Origin of the sequence: Vibrio sp. A11, from assembly GCF_013048705.1 — a bacterium.
Classification (GTDB): Bacteria; Pseudomonadota; Gammaproteobacteria; order Enterobacterales; family Vibrionaceae; genus Vibrio; species Vibrio metschnikovii.
Genome location: NZ_VHSI01000024.1, coordinates 1 through 19,991, shown reverse-complemented (window position 1 = coordinate 19,991; position 19,991 = coordinate 1). Strand labels below are relative to the sequence as shown.

Sequence of the window (19,991 nt, the reverse complement as noted above, 5' to 3'; positions counted from 1 at the left end):
AAACCTAACAAGGCGTTAAAGAGGGATTCGCAACGCGCGGAATTTTCGTTATGCATTGATTTTATTAGTTTTTAGTGCAATGCGGTGAGTTGGTAGTTGCGTTGCTCACCCCTTAACGCGGCGTTAGTTTCTATCTAGAAAAATCATCAAAAGCTCAGGTTCAACGTTCTGAAAAATCAGCTTTAAGCGTACAAGTTGCACAATTTAGCTTTTGAGTTTTGCCTGATGCTGATTTGGTAGAAAGTGTTGAAAATTCAACTGGTTCAAAGTCGCTGAAAACCAACAAGCCTCGAAGCTTCAATATTCTTGGATGTTCCACGCGGAAGGTTTGGCTTCATAAAGGCTGCATCATTGCAGTGATCTGGTTTTCTTTGTCGCGGACTCTTAACCGTGGCCAACTCAACCTTGATCGTTTTAAATTTTGGCTGCCAACCTCACAGCTTTTGGTGTTGGACGTGTGTTTGTTTGATGCATTTGCGTAAAATGGCTTTCAAAGAAATTTGTTAAATAAGTCATTGGAAAACAATAGGCTACGAAACTAACAAACGCCTCAAGAGGGACTGTCAACGCGCGGCGTTTCCAGTCCCATTGAGCCGCGGTGGTTTCGGTGGTTGTGTTTGGGTTTGGTTGTTATGCGTTGTCAGCCCCTTAGGCGGGCGTTAGGCAAAATGGGTGACTAATGAGACAAATTAGATATGTTCATCTCGATGAAATTGAGCCTGAAAAATTTCTCCCAATATTAAACAAGTTAAGTATTCGAAAGCATCTAGTTGCTCACGATGAGTTTGATTCTGTGTCAGTGAAGTATTGGATTAAGGATAAACTCAACGAAGACCGAATTGAAGGTTGTAAAGTAAGAGCTATAGAGTTAGATGAAAACTTAGTTGGTTGGTGTGGTATTCAGTCGTCGGAGTTGGGCTTTGAAATTGCTATGGTTCTCGATGATAGTTGTTGGGGGCTTGGTAAGCAGGTATTTAAGTCACTTATGACTTGGTCTCGAAACTATGGTCACGAGATGGTATATATCCACTTACTGCATACGCGTCCAGAGTACGATTTCTTGCGTAGAAAGTCTCAAAGAGTGTTTTCAACAAAGATGTTGGGTAATAGATTTACAACTTACGAGTTGAGCGTTAGAAATTTTGCCTAACAAAGCGTTAAAGAGGGACAGCCAACGCGTGGCATTTTTACTGTGCGTTGATTTCGGTGGTTACGGTGTTATGCAGAAAGTTGGTAGTAGCGTTGGCTGCCCCTTAACGCGGCGTTATATTTTTTTTAAGTTCAGCAATCAAAAGGATTCATGATGAACGTGGATAAAGCGAAAAAACGCATATTGAAACGAGTACAAAGAGGTTTCAAAGGTTATCCGCAAATATCTTTAGAATATTTCGGCAAAACGACAGATTTCGCTACCGAAGTAGTCATCACTTTTATTGCTGAAGAAAATGCTGAACCGCAAATTCAGCGATTTACGAGTGATAAAGATGTTCGAGAAGATGAATCAATTCAATCGGTATTGTTAAAAATTATTGAGCGAGCCGACGCTGCTACGGTTTTAGAAAGTCGAGAAGTATCAGTTTGTTAATGATTTTTCGTTGATCTTAAGCTCTCGGTCACATTAGCGTTGAGAACGAAAATATAACAAACGGTTCAAGAGGGATTCGCAACGCGCAGCATTTTTGTAATGCGTTGATTTTTGTGATTTACGGTGTTGTGCGGTGAGTTGGTCGTTGCGTTGCTCACCCCTTAACCGGGCGTTATATTTCTCTTAAATTCAACGTGTTACAAATTTAAAAGTTAAGTTGTAATGTGGGATCTTTGCTGATTGATGATTTCTTGTGATGGATAGCTGTTGGTTTGATCAAGTATATCAATGAGTAACGAACATTATCATTTAATCGCATTTGGCATCTATGTTGATTTGGTTTGCATTAATTGCTTATTTCTCAGATATTTATCATCATAATCAATGGGTAAGCTTAAGTCGATTTAAAAATTAACGGTTTTTTGTGTCAAAAGTTAGCTCAGTTTGAGTTAAGCATTTGATGTTGTTTACTATTTTCAAAGGTTGTTTGGTGTTTCAGTAGCTGTATGGAACTGAAATATAACAAACAATTCAAGCAGACCCTCAACGCGTGGCATTTTTGTTTTGCGTTGAGTTTAGTGATTACGGCGTTGTGCTGAAAGTTGGTAGTAGCGTTTCGGGCTACTTAATTGGGCGTTATGTTTTATTGAGCCTCAGCAAGATCAATTCAAAAATTTTAATGGGAAAATTCCGTCTGATTTAGAAGTTTTCCTATTCTAATTTATTGATATTATGGGTTTATTGTTCTTTTTTGTGGCTATTGAAAGTTGATCGATGCTTTTGTTTTTTTGTCGGATTTTGCTCTGATAAATTGTGTACGCAAAAGGTTCGATTGTTGCTGAAAAGCCTCTTTCTTTGTTGTTGCTGGTTCATTGATTCCACCTGCTACTTCATTGATTCCACCTGCTACTTCGCTTCAGCATGTTTGGGATCTCATGAACATCTTACTTGCTGACAGTGTTTGGTTAGCGCAAGTTTATCGATGCTTTTGCGCTTTTGTCTGGTTCTGCTCTGATAAATTGTGTACGCAAAAGATTCAACTGTTGCTGAAAAGTCTCTTTCTTTGGTGTTGTTTGCTCATTGATTCCGCAGGCTATTTTGCTTCAACTTGTTTGGGATCTTATCGGCACCAATGATTGCTGAAAGTAGGCAAGTTTATCATTTTGAGTTAAACTGCTTCGAACAAATGAATTTTGTAAAAGTTCAATATAATCAATAAGTAATAAAACATAACAAACGCTTCAAGAGGGACTTCCAACGCGTGGCATTTTTATTATGCGTTGATTTTGGTGATTACGGTGTTATGCGGAAACTTGGTAGTAGCGTTGTCAGCCCCTTAAGCGGGCGTTAGCAATATGGAGGTATTTGTGGACTCTGATTACATGTTACGAGTCGTGGATGAAATAGGTATTGTTAAAGAGAATCCGCGATTATTAGTTATCGTTTCTCATTCATTTGTGGAGATGATCGTTAAAACACTATCAGATCACTATCTTCCAGAAGTAAAACTAAACAATCATAATCAAAGATTGGAAAAGCTTAGGAAAGAACAAGTTATTGATGAGTTCCAGTTTCAGGTTTACGATTGGTTTCGAGATCTTAGAAATAAAGCTGCACATACACCAATCTTTAGGCTCAATGACAGCGACTTCGAAGGTCTACTTGGTCGCGTTAAAAGGGAGCAACTTGGAGTTCAATCGTTTCATCTATTTTCTATTAAGTTGATCTCTGAACTTTGGAACAGACATTTAGATATTCTTGGTCCAGTGTACCTTGAGAAATATTGCTAACAAAGCGTTCAAGAGGGATTCGCAACGCGTAGCATTTTCGTTATGCGTTGATTTTATTAGTTTTTAGTGCAATACGGTGAGTTGGTAGTTGCGTTGCTCACCCCTTAACGCGGCGTTATGCTTTATTGAGCCTCAGCAAAATCAATATATAAATTTTAATGGGAAAACTTAGTCTGATTTAGACGTTTTTGTATTCTAATTTATTGATATTATGAGTTTATTGTTCTTTTTGGTGGCGATTGAAAGTTGAACGATACTTGTGCTTTTTCGGTAACTTTGCCCTGATAAATTGTGTTCGCAAAAGGTTCGGTTTTTGCTGAAAGGTCTCTTTCTTTGGTGTTGTTTGCTCATTGATTCCACCGGCTATTTCGCTTCAGCATGTTTGGGATCTCATGAACATCTTACTTGCTGACAGTGTTTGGTTAGCGCAAGTTTATCGATGTTTGTGCGTTTTTGTCCGGCTCTGCTCTGATAAATTGTGTGCGTAAAAGGTTCGATTGTTGCTGAAAGGTCTCTTTCTTTGGTGTTGCTGGTTCATTGATTCCACAGGCTATTTCGCTTCAACTTATTTGGGATCTTATCGGCACCAATGATTGCTGAAAGTAGGCAAGTTTATCATTTTGAGTTAAAGTGCTGCGAACAAATGAATTTTTTAAAAGTTCAATGTAATCAATAGGTAATAAAGCATAACAAACGCTTCAAGAGGGACTTCCAACGCGCGGCATTTTTATTATGCGTTGATTTTGGTGGTTACGGTGTTATGCGGAAACTTGGTAGTAGCGTTGTCAGCCCCTTAAGCGGGCGTTATATTTCTCTTAAATTCAACGTGTTACAAATTTAAAAGTTAAGTGGTAATGTGGAATCTTTGCTGGCTCATGATTTTTTGTGATGGATAGCTGTTGGTTTGATCAAGTATATCAATGACTAACGAATATTATCGTTTAATCGCATTTGGCAGCTATTTTAATTTGGTTTGCATTAGTTGTATGTTGTTCTGATATTCATTATCTGAATCAATGAGTAAGCTTAAGCTGATTTAAAAATTAACGTTTTTTTGTGTCAAAAGTTAGCTCAATTACGTTAAGTTTTTGATGTTGTTTGCTATTTTCAAAAGTTGTTTGGTGTTTCAGTAGCTGTCTGGAACTGAAATATAACAAACAATTCAAGCAGACCCTCAACGCGTGGCACTTTTGTTTTGCGTTGAGTTTGGTGATTACGGTGTTTTGCGGAAAGTTGGTAGTAGCGTTTCGGGCTACTTAATTGGGCGTTATGTTTTTAAGAGGAAATCATGTTTACATTGGATGTTGATACCGATCTGAAACTGGCTTTGGTTAATCCCCAGTTTGCTCCGATCTATCTTGAAATTGTTAGTCGAGAGCGAGAATATTTGAGCCAATGGTTAGCTTGGCCTCCTCATGCTAGCAATGAAGAGTTTTTCCTTAGCTTTATCAAAAGTTCATTGCATGATTATGCTGATGGAAAATCCTTAGTTTGTGGGATGATTTATCAAGATAAGTTGGTTGGAAATATCAGTTTTAACAGTATTAATCGTCAACTTAAAAAAGTAGAGATTGGCTACTGGTTAAGCTCAGAATACCAAGGTAAAGGTATTGTGAGTAAGTCAGTTTTAAAACTGGTCGACTTGGCTTTTACTGAACTTGATATGGAAAAGGTTCAGATATCAGCAGCGAGCGAAAATATTCCAAGTCGTAATGTATGTGAGCGTTTAGGTTTCTCGCTTGAGGGCATAATCAGTCGCGCAGAAAATTTGAATGGCCGAGTTGTAGATCATGCAGTTTATGGTCTAAGTCGTACCAATTGGCCCAAAACATAACAAACAATTCAAGCAGACCCTCAACGCGTGGCATTTTCGTTTTGCGTTGAATTTGGTGATTACGGTGTTGTACGGAAAGTTGGTAGTAGCGTTTCGGGCTACTTAATTGGGCGTTATGTGTTTTTGAGTTTACAAAAGGAGATTTGTAGTGAAGGTTTATGGAGATATCCAATCTGGGAACTGTTACAAAGTCAAGCTGTTGCTTGCTTTCTTAGGCATTGAACATGAATGGCATCACGTCAATATTTTAAAAGGTGACACAAAAACAGCTGAGTTTTTATCCATTAACCCAAACGGAAAAATACCCGCAGTTGTTTTGGATGATGGCCGTTGTTTGTCAGAGTCGAACGCAATTCTTGGCTATTTTGCAGATGGTACAGCGTTGATCCCTAGTGACAAATATGAAAAGGCTAAAGTGTACGAATGGTTGTTCTTTGAACAATACAGTCATGAGCCATTTATTGCAGTGGCCCGTTTTATCCAAAAATATCAAGGTATGCCAGAGTCAAGGTTAGAGGAATATCACGCCTTACAACCTGGAGGTAATAAAGCCTTATCAATAATGGAAAGTCGCTTAGCTCAAACGGATTACCTTGTCGGTAAGCAACTCACGATTGCTGATATTGCACTGTACGCTTATACGCATGTTGCTGATGAAGGTGGATTTAACTTATCCGATTACCCCAATATTCAAGCGTGGTGCAAAAGACTCCAAGAGCAAGCCGGTTATGTTGGTATGGCGTAAACAAACACATAACAAACGCTTCAAGAGGGACAGCCAACGCGTGGCATTTTTACTATGCGTTGGTTTTTGTGATTACGGTGTTATGCGGAAGCTTGGTAGTAGCGTTGGCTGCCCCTTAAGCGGGCGTTATAAGCAAATTCAGCTCCAGAGGATGAAAAATGGAAATCGAGTACAAAGTAAACCATCCAATCTCAGTTGAACAATTCGTGAGTTTACTGAAGAAAACATCATTGGGTGAGCGGCGTCCTTTGGATAATGAGTCAACTATTCAGGGTATGCTCGATAACTCTAATTTAATTGTGACCGCATGGCTGAACGATCAACTTGTCGGTGTTGCTCGTTCAGTGACAGATTTCCATTATTGCTGCTATCTGTCTGATTTAGCTGTTGATGAAAGTGTTCAATCCAATGGTATAGGTAAATATCTAATCTTAGTGACCAAAGAAGAGCTGAGCCCAAGCTGTAAATTGGTTTTACTGTCAGCACCGAAAGCACAAGGTTATTATCCGAAAATTGGTTTTGAAGCTCTTAATAGTGCATGGGTTCTATATAGCGCAGAACAATTGAAAATCAATTAAATCAATGTGTTATTTGCTTATAACAAAGCGTTCAAGAGGGACAGCCAACGCGTGGCATTTTTATTATGCGTTGGTTTTTGTGGTTACGGTGTTATGCGGAAGCTTGGCAGTTGCGTTGGCTGCCCCTTAACGCGGCGTTATGCTTTATTGAACATCAGCAAAATCAATATAAATTTTAATGGGAAAACTCAGTCTGATTTAGAAGTTTTCCTATTCTAATTTATTGATATTATTAGTTTATTGTTCTTTTTTGTGGCGATTGAAAGTTGAACGATGCTCGTGCATTTTTAGCCAACTCTGCTCTGATAAATTGTGTACGCAAAAGGTTCGATTTTTGCTGAAAGGTCTCTTTCTTTGGTGTTGCTGGCTCATTGATCCCACTGGCTATTTCGCCTCAGCATATTTGGGATCTCATAAACATCTTGCTTGCTGACAGTGTTTGGTTAGTTCAAGTTTATCGATGTTTGTGCGCTTTTTTCCGGCTCAGCTCTGATAGATTGTGTTCGTAAAAGGTTCAATTATCGCTGAAAGGTCTCTTCCTTTGGTGTTGTTGCCCCCTTGGTTCCGCAGGCTAATTCGCTTCAACTTATTTGGGATCTTATCGGCAACAATGTTTGCTGAAAGTAGGCAAGTTTATCATTTTGAGTTAAAGTGGCTTGAACCAATAAATGTTGAAAAAGTTCAATTTAATCAATGGGTAATAAAGCATAACAAACGCTTCAAGAGGGACTTCCAACGCGCGGCATTTTTATTGTGCGTTGATTTTGGTGGTTTCAGTGTTATGCGGAAACTTGGTAGTAGCGTTGTCAGCCCCTTAAGCGGGCGTTATGCTTTATTGAGCCTCAGCAAAATCAATATATAAATTTTAATGGGAAAACTCAGTCTGATTTAGAGGTTTTCCTATTCTAATTTATTGATATTATGAGTTTATTGTTCTTTTTGGTGGTTATTGAAAGTTGAACGATGCTCATGCTTTTTTGGCCAACTCTGCTCTGATAAATTGTGTGCGCAAAAGGTTCAATTGTTGCTGAAAAGTCTCTTTCTTTGGTGTTGCTGGCTCATTGATTCCGCAGGCTATTTCGCTTCAGCATGTTTGAGATCTAATGAATACCTTACTTGCTGACAGTGTTTGGTTAGTTCAAGTTTATCGATGATTTTGCGCTTTTTTCCGGCTCAGCTCTGATAGATTGTGCTCGTAAAAGGTTCAATTATCGCTGAAAGGTCTCTTCCTTTGGTGTTGTTGACCCCTTGATTCCGCAGGCTAATTCGCTTCAACTCATTTGGGATCTTATCGGCAACAATGTTTACTGAAAGTAGGCAAGTTTATCATTTTGAGTTAAAGTGGCCTGAATCAATAAATTTTGAAAAAGTTCAATTTAATCAATAGGTAATAAAGCATAACAAACGCTTCAAGAGGGACTTCCAACGCGTAGCATTTTTATTATGCGTTGATTTCGGTGGTTTCAGTATTATGCGGAAACTTGGTAGTAGCGTTGTCAGCCCCTTAAGCGGGCGTTATGTTTACTCGGTTAAAGTTCAAATCGGAGAATGTTGTGAATTTAGAAAGTATCCATCATGTAGCGATTATTTGCTCTGATTATCAACGATCTAAGTCATTTTACACGGAAATATTAGGTCTTAAGATCCTTGCCGAAAATTATCGAGAAAGCCGAGATTCATATAAATTAGATTTAGCGTTACCAAATGGTGGACAAATTGAGCTGTTTTCTTTTCCAGAGCCACCGCCTAGATTAAGTAATCCAGAATCTCAAGGTTTAAGGCATTTAGCGTTTGTTGTTAACTCAGTGGAATTGACAGCTAACGAGTTACAATCACATGGAATTGATGTTGAGCCAATTCGAGTTGATGAATTTACAGGTAAACGATTCACCTTTTTTAAAGATCCAGATGGTTTACCCTTAGAGTTGTACGAAAAATAAACATAACAAGGCGTTCAAGAGGGATTCGCAACGCGTGGCATTTTCATTATGCGTTGATTTTATTAGTTTTTAGTGCAATGCGGTAAGTTAATCGTTGCGTTGCTCACCCCTTAACGCGGCGTTATGCTTTATTGAGCCTCAGCAAAATCAATATATAAATTTTAATGGGAAAACTCAGTCTGATTTAGAGGTTTTCCTATTCTAATTTATTGATATTATGAGTTTATTGTTCTTTTTCGTGGCTATTGAAAGTTGAACGAGGCTTCTGTTTTTTTTGCCAACTTTGCCCTGATAAATTGTGTACGCAAAAGGTTCTATTTTTGCTGAAAGGTCTCTTTCTTTGGTGTTGCTGGCTCATTGATTCCACGAGCTATTTCGCTTCAGCGTGTTTGGGAACTCATGAACATCTTGTTTACTGACAGTGTTTGGTTAGTTCAAGTTTATCGATGATTTTACGCTTTTTTCCGGCTCTGCTCTGATAGATTGAGCTCGTAAAAGGTTCAATTATCGCTGAACGGTCTCTTCCTTTGGTGTTGTTGGCCCCTTGATTTCACAGGCTAATTCGCTTCAACTTGTTTGGGATCTTATCGGCAACAATGATTGCTGAAAGTAGGCAAGTTTATCATTTTGAGTTAAAGTGGCTTGCACCAATAAATGTTGAAAAAGTTCAATTTAATCAATAAGTAATAAAGCATAACAAACGCTTCAAGAGGGACTTCCAACGCGCGGCATTTTTATTATGCGTTGATTTCGGTGGTTTCAGTGTTGTGCGGAAACTTGGTAGTAGCGTTGTCAGCCCCTTAAGCGGGCGTTATGGCGCCAGCTAGGCTTTGAAGTCAGTCGCAACACTTTGATAACCATTCTCTATAAATTGCCGCATAGCCTTAGAATTTGGATGACGTACAAAGAGTGAGACTAAAATGGACAAGGCGAAATTCATTCAACAGCACCTAATTGCAAAGGGAGTTCCTGCAGACTTAACTAGGCCAACGGCGTTTATTTGGTCAAAATACAAAGACGCATCTAAAAAGCCTTTGGTATTCCAATCTCCTATGAAAGTGCTCTTAACACACGGGTTATTAATGGGGCTAGTTTGGGGTTCTTTGATGTGGATAATGATTTGGCATACAGAGCCTGAGCGTTGGAAAACTTACGTTATTTCGTCTGCTATGTTCGGTATCCTGATGGGACTTATCAATGTATTCAGAATCGTCAAAGCTCGGAAAGTTTTGGGTGAAAAAAGTTGGGAAAAATGGTGTAAGCAAAACTACGAGTAAGCGCCATAACAAAGCGTTTAAGGCGGATTCACAACGCTCGGCGGTTTTGGTTGCAAATTCTAGTCCAGTGATTAAGGTGGCTTTATTAAGTGAAGTGGGGCGTTGCTCACCGCTTAACGCGGCGTTAGCTTTAAAAAGAGTACGTATGTTCCTATTCAAAATTAATGATTCAAAAATGTCATATAGCTTTAAAGCATCGATATTAAGTGCCTGTATTGCCTTTTTTTTAGCGTGTTTGTATCATTTTTTAGTTGGCTTGCCTGAAGATGCGCCTAATGAGAACTTATCGTTTTCCCTTTTTGATGCGCTCGGTTTGATTCTATTCGCTCCATTTGTAGAAACGATACTAATAGTCCTACTCATATGGTTAGCTCAGAAGTTCATGCAAAATATACTATTGGTCGCTTGCTTGGTTGCCTTGTCTATTTCAGTTTTGCACTCTTTAAGCCATCCATTGTGGGGCTTGTTCACGTTTGCCCCTTTTGTTGTTTTTTGTCTCGGTTTTCAGGTGTGGCAAAAGGTATCTACATCTGAGGGTGCAAAAGTCGCTTTCTTAACTCACGCCTTTCATAATAGTTATGTGTTAATTTTGGTGGGGCTATCAGCTTAAAGCTAACAAAGCATTTAAGAGTGATTCGCAACGCTTGGCAGTTTCGCTTCGCTCAAGTATAGCCAAGCGCCGCTCACACCTTAATGCGGCGTTATACCACCTATAGAGGTAACATGTGATTGTAATAGCACGTTTTTCATTTCCTCACGAAGCTCATATAGCGAAAGCGAGCTTGGAAAGTGCAGGGATAACAAGCTTTATCGCTGATGAACATACAGTGAATACTCAGTGGCTTTACTCAAATGCTATCGGTGGTGTTCGTCTATTAGTCGCTGAAGATGACGCAAAAGAAGCATTAGAAATTTTGAATAGCGACTTTTCAGAGTCTGTGGAAAATGAAGCCATTCCTGACAAGTTAAAAGACGTTTGTCCGAATTGTGGAAGTGGAGATCTTTCCGTCCATACAAAAGGCAAAAAGCCTGCTTTCTTAGTTTTTATTTTGCTCGGTTTTCCGTTGTTTTTTTATAAACATGGTTATAAATGCAATCAGTGTGGCGAGTTCAGTGAAAAATTATAATCCGTGGTATAACAAACGGTTAAAGAGGGATTCGCAACGCGCGGCATTTTTGTAATGCGTTTATTTTTGTGGTTAAGGTGTTGTGCGGTGAGTTGGTAGTTACGTTGCTCACCCCTTAACCGGGCGTTATAAGCAAATTCAGCTCCAGAGGATGAAAAATGGAAATCGAGTACAAAGTAAACCATCCAATCTCAGTTGAACAATTCGTGAGTTTACTGAAGAAAACATCATTGGGTGAGCGGCGTCCTTTGGATAATGAGTCAACTATTCAGGGTATGCTCGATAACTCTAATTTAATTGTGACCGCATGGCTGAACGATCAACTTGTCGGTGTGGCTCGTTCAGTGACAGATTTCCATTATTGCTGCTATCTGTCTGATTTAGCTGTTGATGAAAGTGTTCAATCCAATGGTATAGGTAAATATCTGATCTTAGTGACCAAAGAAGAGCTGAGCCCAAGCTGTAAATTGGTTTTACTGTCAGCACCGAAAGCACAAGGTTATTATCCGAAAATTGGTTTTGAAGCTCTTAATAGTGCATGGGTTCTATATGGCGTAGAACAGTTGAAAATCAATTAAATCAATGTGTTATTTGCTTATAACAAAGCGTTCAAGAGGGACAGCCAACGCGTGGCATTTTTATTATGCGTTGGTTTTTGTGGTTACGGTGTTATGCGTAAGCTTGGCAGTTGCGTTGGCTGCCCCTTAACGCGGCGTTATGCTTTATTGAGCCTCAGCAAAATCAATATATAAATTTTAATGGGAAAACTCAGTCTGATTTAGAAGTTTTCCTATTCTAAATTATTGATATTATGAGTTTATTGTTCTTTTTTGTGGCGATTGAAAGTTGAACGATGCTTGTGTGTTTTTGTCGGCTTTTGCTCTGATAAATTGTGTATGCAAAAGGTTCGATTGTTGCTGAAAGGTCTCTTTCTTTGGTGCTGTTTGCTCATTGATTCCGTAGGCTATTTCGCTTCAGCATGTTTGGGATCTCATGAACATCTTACTTGCTGACAGTGTTTGGTTAGTTCAAGTCTATCGATGATTTTACGCTTTTTTCCGGCTCTGCTCTGATAAATTGTGCACACAAAAGGTTCATTTGTCGCTGAACGGTCTCTTCCTTTGGTGTTGTTTGCCCATTGATTCCGCAGGCTAATTCGCTTCAACTTATTTGGGATCTTATTTGCACCAATGATTGCTGAAAGTAGGCAAGTTTATCATTTTGAGTTAAAGTGGCTTGACCCAATAAATGTTGAAAAAGTTCAATTTAATCAATAAGTAATAAAGCATAACAAACGCTTCAAGAGGGACTTCCAACGCGCGGCATTTTCATTGTGCATTGATTTCGGTGGTTTCAGTGTTATGCGGAAACTTGGTAGTAGCGTTGTCAGCCCCTTAAGCGGGCGTTAGCTTACATATCATATTCAGAGAACGAAAATGGAAATTAGAGAAGCTCAAGCATCAGATATAGACTCACTTTTGCGTCTAAATTATCAAATAGGAATAATGCATTTTGAAAATGCTCCGGAAGCATTTGTTGAACCGTCTTTCGAAGAAAAAGAGTTTCTTCTTAGTGCCTTAAATGATCAATCAAGGCTATTTCTTGTAGCGGAAGTTTCCGGTGCTGTAGTTGGGTTTATTACTGCCACTATTAGTAAAAATGAAGTAGTTCCATTTCTAGTTAAAATACCGATTTGTCGTGTTGGCACGATTGTAGTCGATGAAAGTGTCCGAGTTTCCGGTATTGGGACACAACTAATGGCTAAATGTAGCGATTGGGCTAAATCTCAAGGTGCAGAGCAAATAAAGCTTGAGGTCATGGCATTCAATGGTCATGCACAAAAATTTTATACAAAACTTGGTTTTGCAGAGCAATCAAAGACTCTGTGGAAAACTGTAAGCTAACAAACGGTTCAAGAGGGACAGCCAACGCGCGGCATTTTTATTATGCGTTGGTTTTTTGTGGTTACGGTGTTATGCGGAAGCTTGGTAATGGCGTTGGCTGCCCCTTAACCGGGCGTTATGTGCTTAAAATATAAAGGTGAATATGGCAGTTTTAGAAATTCTTACAGCACCAGATCCAAGGCTTAAGATTACAGCAGAGAAAGTGCAGGATATTGAATCGGTTCAGAAATTAATCGATGATATGTTGGAAACCCTATATTCAACTGATAATGGTATAGGTCTAGCTTCAGTTCAAGTGGGTCGTAAAGAAGCGGTTGTTATTATTGATCTTTCAGATAATCGAGATCAGCCATTGATATTGATTAATCCTGAAGTAGTGAGTGGTAGCAACAAAGCTTTAGGTCAAGAGGGGTGTCTTTCAGTTCCAGATTATTATGCTGAGGTGGAACGTTATACATCAGTTGTGGTATCGGCGTTAGATCGAACAGGTCAGCGAATCACGATCGAAAGTGATGATTTTCTGGGTATCGTTATGCAGCATGAAATTGACCATCTTTCTGGTAATTTATTCATTGATTATCTTTCGCCGTTAAAGCGTCAAATGGCGATGAAAAAGGTGAAAAAGTACGTCAAATCGCACTCTCAACTACGCACATAACAAACGGTTAAAGAGGGATTCGCAACGCTCGGCATTTTTGTTTTGCGTTGATTTCAGTGGTTACGGTGTTGTGCGGTAAGTTAGTAGTTGCGTTGCTCACCCCTTAACCGCGCGTTATGTGATTGGGCGTAAATTGAAAACGGCCCTAATCGAATGGGCCGAATATTAACTGAAAAGGTTTAGTGTTCAGGAGTTTCAAGCAATTGGATCACGTTTTCTACGGCATTAGACATTGCTTGCTCATTTTCAAGTTTACCTGAACCAGCAGGCCCAAGAGCCTGAGAATACAAAGTAAGTTGTTTTTCGAAAGGTAAGCCTAACTGATCATAAAGATTTTGTCGGATTTGGGCATGTTGTTCAGGATCTTTGCTAGCAAGGTTAATAAGAGTTTCATAAATAAGCGCTTTCATGAGCTATCCATTTTATAATAGTTAACAGGGCGCATATGATTGTAATCGGTAATAGATTGTAATTCTGAAGCAATAATCACATAACAAAGCGTTAAAGAGGGATTCGCAACGCGCAGCATTTGTATTGTGCGGTAGGCTTTTGTAGTTTCAGTGTTATGCGTTAAGCTTCAGTGTTGCGTTGCTCACCCCTTAACGCGGCGTTAGGCTATTCAGAGGATACTATGACCGATTTAAAAAATAATGAGCAATATTTCGACGTTTCATTTGAGAAAATTGCTACCCCTGAGCAGCAATATACCGACGTTGAATTTGAAGATTGCCAATTCTCTGATTGCGATTTCTCATCGGTTAAATTTCATAGATGTAAGTTCACAAACTGCACATTTGAACGCTGTAATTTGAGCTTGGTCGATTTTGCTAACTCAAAGTTATTTGAGCTTAAATTTCAAGACAGTAAGTTAGTTGGTGTTGATTGGACGAAAGCGACATGGCCAGTTTATCATTCAGACTTTGAGCTAAGTTTTAAGCGTTGTATTTTAAACGACTCGTCTTTCTTTGGCTTGACCTTAAATGAATTGGTTTTTGATGAGTGCAAGCTGCATGATGTTGATTTCCGTGAAGGTAACTTTGCTCGTTCAACAATGACTTATAGCGATTTTAGCCACAGTTTATTTATGAGAACAAATTTGCAAGGTGTTGATTTCAGTGAATCAACAGCATACTCAATTGACGTATTAGAAAATAACGTTAAAAAGGCAAAGTTTTCACGATATGAAGCGTTAAGCTTACTAGAAAGTCTGGGTATTGAACTAGTGGATTAATAGCCTAACAAAGCGTTAAAGAGGGATTCGCAACGCGTAGCATTTTCGTTATGCGTTGATTTTATTGGTTTTTAGTGTAATGCGGTGAGTTGGTAGTTGCGTTGCTCACCCCTTAACGCGGCGTTATGTTTTATTGAGCCTCAGCAAGATCAATTCACAAGTTTTAATGGAAAAATCTGGTCTGATTTAAGAGGCTATCTGTTCTAATTTGTTGATATTATGAGTTTATTGTTCTTTTTGGTGGCGATTGAAAGTTGAACGAGGCTTCTGTTTTTTTCGGCCAACTCTGCTCTGATAAATTGTGTACGCAAAAAATTAAACTGTCACTGAAAGGTCTTTTTCTTTGGTGTTGTTTGCTCATTGATTCCACAGGCTATTTCGCCTCAGCATGTTTGGGATCTCATGGACACATCGTTTGCTGACAGTGTTTTGTTAGCGCAAGTTTATCGATGATTTTGTGCTTTTTTCCGGCTCCGCCCTGATAAATTTTGTTCGTAAAAGATTCAATTGTCGCTAAAAGGTCTCTTCCTTTGGTGTTATTGACCCCTTGATTCCGTAGGCTAATTCGCTTTAACTTGTTTGGGATCTTATCGACAACAATGATTGCTGAAAGTAGGCAAGTTTATCATTTTGAGTTAAAGTTTCTTGAACCAATAAATGTTGGAAAAGTTCAATTTAATCAATAAGTAATAAAACATAACAAACACTTCAAGAGGGACTTCCAACGCACAGCATTTTCATTATGCGTTGATTTCGGTGGTTTCAGTGTTGTGCGGAAAGTTGGTAGTCGCGTTGTCAGCCCCTTAAGTGGGCGTTATATTTCTCTTGAATTCAACCTGTTACAAATTTAAAAGTTAAGTGGTAATGTGGGATCTTTGCTGGTTGATGATTTATTGTGATGGATAGCTGTTGATTTGATCAAGTATATCAATACCTATCGAACATTATCGTTTGGGCTCATTTAGCTGCTATTTTGATTTGGTTTACATTAATGGTTTGTTTCTCTGAGATTTATCATCAGAATCAATGGGCAAGCTTGAGTCAATTTAAAAATTAACTGTTTGTTTTTGTGCCAAAAATTAGTTCAACTTACGTTAAGTGACTGATGTTGTTTGCTATTTTTAAAGGTTGTTTGGTGTTTCAGTAGCTGTATGGAACTGAAATATAACAAACAATTCAAGCAGACCCTCAACGCGTGGCATTTTTATTATGCGTTGAGTTTAGTGATTACGGCGTTGTGCGGGAAGTTGGTAGTTGCGTTTCGGGCTACTTAATTGGGCGTTATGCTTTATTGAACCTCAGCAAAATCAATATATAAATTTTAATGGGGAAACTCAGTCTGATTTAGAGGTTTTCTATTCTAATTAATTGATATTATGAGTTTATTATTCTTTTTGGTGGCGATTGAAAGTTGAACGATGCTTTTGTGTTTTTGTCGGCTTTTGCTCTGATAAATTGTGTATGCAAAAGGTTCGATTATCGCTGAAAAGTCTCTTTCTTTGGTGTTACTGGTTCATTGATTCCACAGGCTATTTCGCTTCAGCATGTTTGGGATCTCATTGGCATCTAGCTTGCTGACAGTGTTTGGTTAGCGCAAGTTTATCGATGTTTGTGCGCTTTTGTCTGGCTCTGCTCTGATAAATTGTGTACGCAAAAGGTTCGATTTTTGCTGAAAGGTTTTTTCCTTTGACGTTATTTGTTCCTTGATTCTGTAGGCTAATTCGCTTCAACTTGTTTGGGATCTTATTGGCAATAATGATTGCTGGAAGTAGGTAAGTTTATCATTCTGAGTTAAAGTGTTCGTAAGCAATGAATATTGAAAAAGTTAAATTTAATCAATAAGTAATAAAGCATAACAAACACTTCAAGAGGGACTTCCAACGCGCAGCATTTTCATTATGCGTTGATTTCGGTGGTTTCAGTGTTATGCAGAAAGTTGGTAGTCGCGTTGTCAGCCCCTTAAGTGGGCGTTATGCTTTATTGAGCCTCAGCAAAATCAATATATAAATTTTAATGGGAAAACTTAGTCTGATTTAGACGTTTTTGTATTCTAATTTATTGATATTATGAGTTTATTGTTCTTTTTGGTGGCGATTGAAAGTTGAACGATGCTTGAGTTTATTTGGCCAACTCTGCCCTGATAAATTGTGTACGCAAAAGGTTCGATTTTTGCTGAAAGGTCTCTTTCTTTGGTGTGGTTTGCTCATTGATTCCGCAGGCTATTTCGCTTCAACTTGTTTGGGATCTTATCGACAACAATGATTGCTGAAAGTAGGTTGGTTTGTCATTTTGAGTTAAACTGCTGCGAACAAATGAATTTGTAAAAATCCAATGTAATCAATGAGTAATAAAGCATAACAAACGCTTCAAGAGGGACTTCCAACGCGTGGCATTTTTATTATGCGTTAATTTTGGTGGTTACGGTGTTATGCGGAAAGTTGGTAGTAGCGTTGTCAGCCCCTTAAGCGGGCGTTAGGCATATAGGGAAATCATGAAGTTTAGAGTTAGAAAGGCATTACTAAGTGATGTTGATAAAATTGCATGTATACATGTCAATTCATGGGCTTATGCCTACAGTGGGTTGATGCCTCAAAGTTATATCGACAGTTACACCTTTGAAAAGCGTCAGAAATTATGGTTAAACATCATTCAGCGTGAACTAGCGGAAGTGCTCGTTGCGGATTGTGACGGAAAAGTGGGTGGCTTTTTGTGCTTTGGACAACCGAAAACCTTGAAAGGCACTGATGTTTATGAGCTGAGTTCTATTTATATCGACCCAGGTAAAATTGGTACAGGCGTTGGTCAATATTTATACGATGAATGCGAGAGTATGCTTCGAAAACTGAAAGCCAGAAAAGTTTCGTTGTGGGCACTTGATAGTAATGAATACGCATTAAATTTCTATATAAAGCAAGGTTTTATAGCCACAGGTGAGATCAATGAAGAACGTGAAAATGACGTTGTTCTAAATGATATCGAGTTGGCTAAGGAGTTATCTGCCTAACAAAGCATTTAAGAGGGACAGCCAACGCGTGGCATTTTTATTATGCGTTGGTTTTTGCGATTACGATGTTATGCGGAAAGTTGGTAGTAGCGTTGGCTGCCCCTTAATGCGGCGTTATGTGTAACCAGAGGAAAATGCATGGAAGTACAGCTAAAAGTAGGTAGTGACTCCTTATTCGCAGAATCTTTAACCGAGTCAAATATGGCAAGTTACTATCAAACTCGTGGAATAATCTGGGATCACAATCAGTTTCTAAGTAGTTGGGAAGAATTAGATAATTACGAAGTCCATCTAGACCAAGCTCGTGTTGGTGTTCTCCGTTTTAGCTATAGTGGCGATACTACCTTCTTGAGGGACTTTCAAATTTTGCCTGAGTTTCAGGGCAGAGGAATTGGGGCAAAGTGTCTCGAATTAGTTGTTAGACATGCACTTAAAAGACAATCCACTAAGCTAGTTTTGCGCGTGTTTAGTGAAAACCCAGCAATCAGCCTGTATGAGTCCAAAGGCTTTGTTAGAACATCTGAAGTCAAAGGGTTGATTGAAATGGAGATCCCTTTAAGTTCAAACACATAACAAACGCTTCAAGAGGGACTTCCAACGCGCGGCATTTTTATTATGCGTTGATTTCGGTGGTTTCAGTGTTATGCGGAAACTTGGTAGTAGCGTTGTCAGCCCCTTAAGCGGGCGTTATATTTCTCTTAAATTCAACGTGTTATAAATTTAAAAGTTAAGTGGTAATGTGGGAGTTTTGCTGGTTGATGATTTCTTGTTATGGATAGCTGTTGATTTGATCAAGTATATCAATACCTAACGAACATTATCGTTTGGGCTCATTTAGCTGCTATTTTGATTTGGTTTACATTAATGGTTTGTTTCTCTGAGATTTATCATCAGAATCAATGGGCAAGCTTGAGCCAATTTAAAAGTTAACTGTTTGTTTTTGTGCCAAAAATTAGTTCAGTTTACGTTAAGTAATTGATGTTGTTTTCTATTTTGCAAAGGTTGCTTGGTGTTTCAGTAGCTGTCGGGAACTGAAATATAACAAACAATTCAAGCAGACCCTCAACGCGTGGCATTTTCGTTTTGCGTTGAGTTTTGTGATTACGGTGTTGTGCGGGAAGTTGGTAGTCGCGTTTCGGGCTACTTAATTGGGCGTTATGCGCTATAGTTGGTTGGAAGTTTTTTATACAAAATAAAATGGAGTAAGTACATGAGATTAAATCAGTTATTGGTTTCAGTCATAGCTGTGTTAGGACTCAATTCTGTGGTTATGGCTCAAGCTGATACTTCAGAAAAATCTCAGAAGAACTTAAGTTTAGGGACATCCTATATTGGCGCAGATTGGGCTTTATTTAACAGCACTAAACTAGATTTCAGTAATTCATCAATTAAGAACTCCAGTAGTTTCGCTGATTTTGGCTATAACGCTGTGGTTGGTTATGAGTTTAATGTTGATAAATCGGTAAAGATTGGCGTTGAAGCTGAGTATCGCCATTTTGGTAAAGTATCAGAAGAAGATGAGTTTAGCGTTAAAGGAAGTGGTGTTTATTTAAACATTAAGCCCAAGTTTATTGTGCATTATGAGCAAGCAGATGCTTATTTAAGTCTGCTTGGTGGTATCGGTTCAGTTAACTTAAAAGGTAACGTAGCTTCTGACGGTTTATCTATTTCTAAATCAGAGCTAGGTTATCAGTTGGGAGTTGAGCTGGGTTTTATTATCAATAAAAACATTAATTTGCATGTTGGTTATCGCTCAACAAGTGTTGAAATAAAGCCATTTGATGTATCAATAAGCAGTGGTTACGGTGGCATTCGTTACTACTTTTAACCGCGCGCATAACAAACGCTTCAAGAGGGACTTCCAACGCGTAGCATTTTTATTGTGCGTTGATTTCGGTGGTTTCAGTGTTATGCGGAAGCTTGGTAGTCGCGTTGTCAGCCCCTTAAGCGGGCGTTAGCCGTCAAAGTACATAAATAGGAAAGGAGTCCTAAATTGAAAATAGCATTAGTTACAGGTGGTTCAAAAGTAAGCGCTTAGTTCTCGACATTATTCCCATTTAAACCCAAGCCCCGATAATGACAACAGTCATTACCTATGGAGGCTTTTATGTTATTTCTACAGCAAACTTGGCAGCATCATGTTAACGTTTGGCAAACTACCCAACTTTCTCAAGCACAATACTGCCGAACCCACGACCTAGACCAATCTCAATTCAGTTACTGGAAACGTAAATTCAACCGTGTGAACTCCGTGACTAAATCCGTTACCTCTAAGTTTACCCTCGCACAGGTTCAAACGATCACCGAACAGGTGAGTT

The 19,991-nt window shown here is 38.8% G+C and carries 19 protein-coding genes and 2 pseudogenes; 20 read left to right on the top strand and 1 reads right to left on the bottom strand.

Annotation, left to right across the window (positions count from 1 at the left end; genetic code table 11):
• Positions 1–306 precede the first annotated feature (306 nt).
• The 15 genes and pseudogenes from FKQ60_RS16260 (at position 307) to def (ending at position 13,438) form a co-directional block, all read left to right on the top strand.
• Positions 307–482: pseudogene (locus tag FKQ60_RS16260) on the top strand (DUF645 family protein).
• Between the two features lie 197 nt (positions 483–679).
• Positions 680–1,150, top strand: coding sequence for a hypothetical protein (locus FKQ60_RS16255; protein ID WP_001249002.1), 471 nt, complete (start codon positions 680–682; stop codon positions 1,148–1,150).
• Between the two features lie 153 nt (positions 1,151–1,303).
• Complete coding sequence (locus tag FKQ60_RS16245) at positions 1,304–1,585, top strand: hypothetical protein (protein WP_170906768.1); 282 nt, start codon at positions 1,304–1,306, stop codon at positions 1,583–1,585.
• Positions 1,586–2,952: 1,367 nt separating this feature from the next.
• Positions 2,953–3,375 carry a hypothetical protein gene (locus tag FKQ60_RS16235; RefSeq protein ID WP_170906767.1) on the top strand — a complete coding sequence of 141 codons (423 nt, stop codon included), beginning with the start codon at positions 2,953–2,955 and terminating at the stop codon, positions 3,373–3,375.
• Positions 3,376–4,663: 1,288 nt separating this feature from the next.
• A complete protein-coding gene (locus FKQ60_RS16230; RefSeq protein ID WP_047691162.1) occupies positions 4,664–5,209 on the top strand; it encodes a GNAT family protein in 546 nt (181 codons plus the stop codon).
• Between the two features lie 148 nt (positions 5,210–5,357).
• Positions 5,358–5,954, top strand: a complete 597-nt coding sequence (locus FKQ60_RS16225; RefSeq protein WP_170906766.1) for a glutathione S-transferase family protein — start codon at positions 5,358–5,360, stop codon at positions 5,952–5,954.
• A 158-nt stretch (positions 5,955–6,112) separates the two neighbouring features.
• On the top strand, positions 6,113–6,532 hold the full coding sequence (locus FKQ60_RS16215) for a GNAT family N-acetyltransferase (protein WP_094146650.1): 420 nt from the start codon (positions 6,113–6,115) through the stop codon (positions 6,530–6,532).
• Between the two features lie 499 nt (positions 6,533–7,031).
• Positions 7,032–7,394, top strand: a complete 363-nt coding sequence (locus FKQ60_RS17760) for a hypothetical protein (protein ID WP_170906765.1) — start codon at positions 7,032–7,034, stop codon at positions 7,392–7,394.
• A gap of 691 nt (positions 7,395–8,085) precedes the next feature.
• Positions 8,086–8,472, top strand: a complete 387-nt coding sequence (locus FKQ60_RS16200) for a VOC family protein (RefSeq protein WP_332399386.1) — start codon at positions 8,086–8,088, stop codon at positions 8,470–8,472.
• Positions 8,473–9,392: 920 nt separating this feature from the next.
• Complete coding sequence (locus tag FKQ60_RS16195) at positions 9,393–9,749, top strand: DUF6404 family protein (protein ID WP_039438162.1); 357 nt, start codon at positions 9,393–9,395, stop codon at positions 9,747–9,749.
• A complete protein-coding gene (locus FKQ60_RS16190; protein ID WP_249374301.1) occupies positions 9,706–10,359 on the top strand; it encodes a hypothetical protein in 654 nt (217 codons plus the stop codon). The genes FKQ60_RS16195 and FKQ60_RS16190 overlap by 44 nt, the downstream gene beginning before the upstream one ends.
• A 115-nt stretch (positions 10,360–10,474) precedes the next feature.
• Positions 10,475–10,876 (top strand): DUF2007 domain-containing protein, encoded by a 402-nt coding sequence (locus FKQ60_RS16185; protein ID WP_154171037.1) that lies wholly within the window; start codon positions 10,475–10,477, stop codon positions 10,874–10,876.
• A gap of 158 nt (positions 10,877–11,034) precedes the next feature.
• Positions 11,035–11,454 (top strand): GNAT family N-acetyltransferase, encoded by a 420-nt coding sequence (locus FKQ60_RS16180; protein ID WP_004393806.1) that lies wholly within the window; start codon positions 11,035–11,037, stop codon positions 11,452–11,454.
• An 858-nt stretch (positions 11,455–12,312) separates the two neighbouring features.
• Positions 12,313–12,780, top strand: coding sequence for a GNAT family N-acetyltransferase (locus FKQ60_RS16170; protein ID WP_040905372.1), 468 nt, complete (start codon positions 12,313–12,315; stop codon positions 12,778–12,780).
• 142 nt (positions 12,781–12,922) lie between these two features.
• Entirely contained in the window at positions 12,923–13,438 is a 516-nt protein-coding gene (gene def / locus FKQ60_RS16165) for a peptide deformylase (protein WP_170906764.1), read from the top strand.
• Between the two features lie 179 nt (positions 13,439–13,617).
• Here the strand turns inward: def and FKQ60_RS16160 are convergent, their stop codons facing one another.
• A complete protein-coding gene (locus FKQ60_RS16160; RefSeq protein ID WP_170906763.1) occupies positions 13,618–13,848 on the bottom strand; it encodes a PAS factor family protein in 231 nt (76 codons plus the stop codon).
• Positions 13,849–14,069: 221 nt separating this feature from the next.
• Between FKQ60_RS16160 and FKQ60_RS16155 the strand changes: the two genes are divergently transcribed.
• The 5 genes and pseudogenes from FKQ60_RS16155 to FKQ60_RS16120 all read left to right on the top strand — a co-directional run.
• Positions 14,070–14,669 (top strand): pentapeptide repeat-containing protein, encoded by a 600-nt coding sequence (locus tag FKQ60_RS16155; protein WP_004397245.1) that lies wholly within the window; start codon positions 14,070–14,072, stop codon positions 14,667–14,669.
• Between the two features lie 2,491 nt (positions 14,670–17,160).
• The gene (locus tag FKQ60_RS16140; protein ID WP_249374213.1) at positions 17,161–17,673 is read left to right on the top strand and encodes a GNAT family N-acetyltransferase; all 513 of its coding nucleotides are present in this window, start codon (positions 17,161–17,163) and stop codon (positions 17,671–17,673) included.
• 138 nt (positions 17,674–17,811) lie between these two features.
• On the top strand, positions 17,812–18,246 hold the full coding sequence (locus FKQ60_RS16130; protein WP_170906762.1) for a GNAT family N-acetyltransferase: 435 nt from the start codon (positions 17,812–17,814) through the stop codon (positions 18,244–18,246).
• Positions 18,247–18,883: 637 nt separating this feature from the next.
• On the top strand, positions 18,884–19,501 hold the full coding sequence (locus FKQ60_RS16125; protein ID WP_170906761.1) for an outer membrane beta-barrel protein: 618 nt from the start codon (positions 18,884–18,886) through the stop codon (positions 19,499–19,501).
• A 279-nt stretch (positions 19,502–19,780) separates the two neighbouring features.
• Positions 19,781–19,991 (top strand): annotated as a pseudogene (locus FKQ60_RS16120) (IS66 family insertion sequence element accessory protein TnpB); the annotation flags it as partial.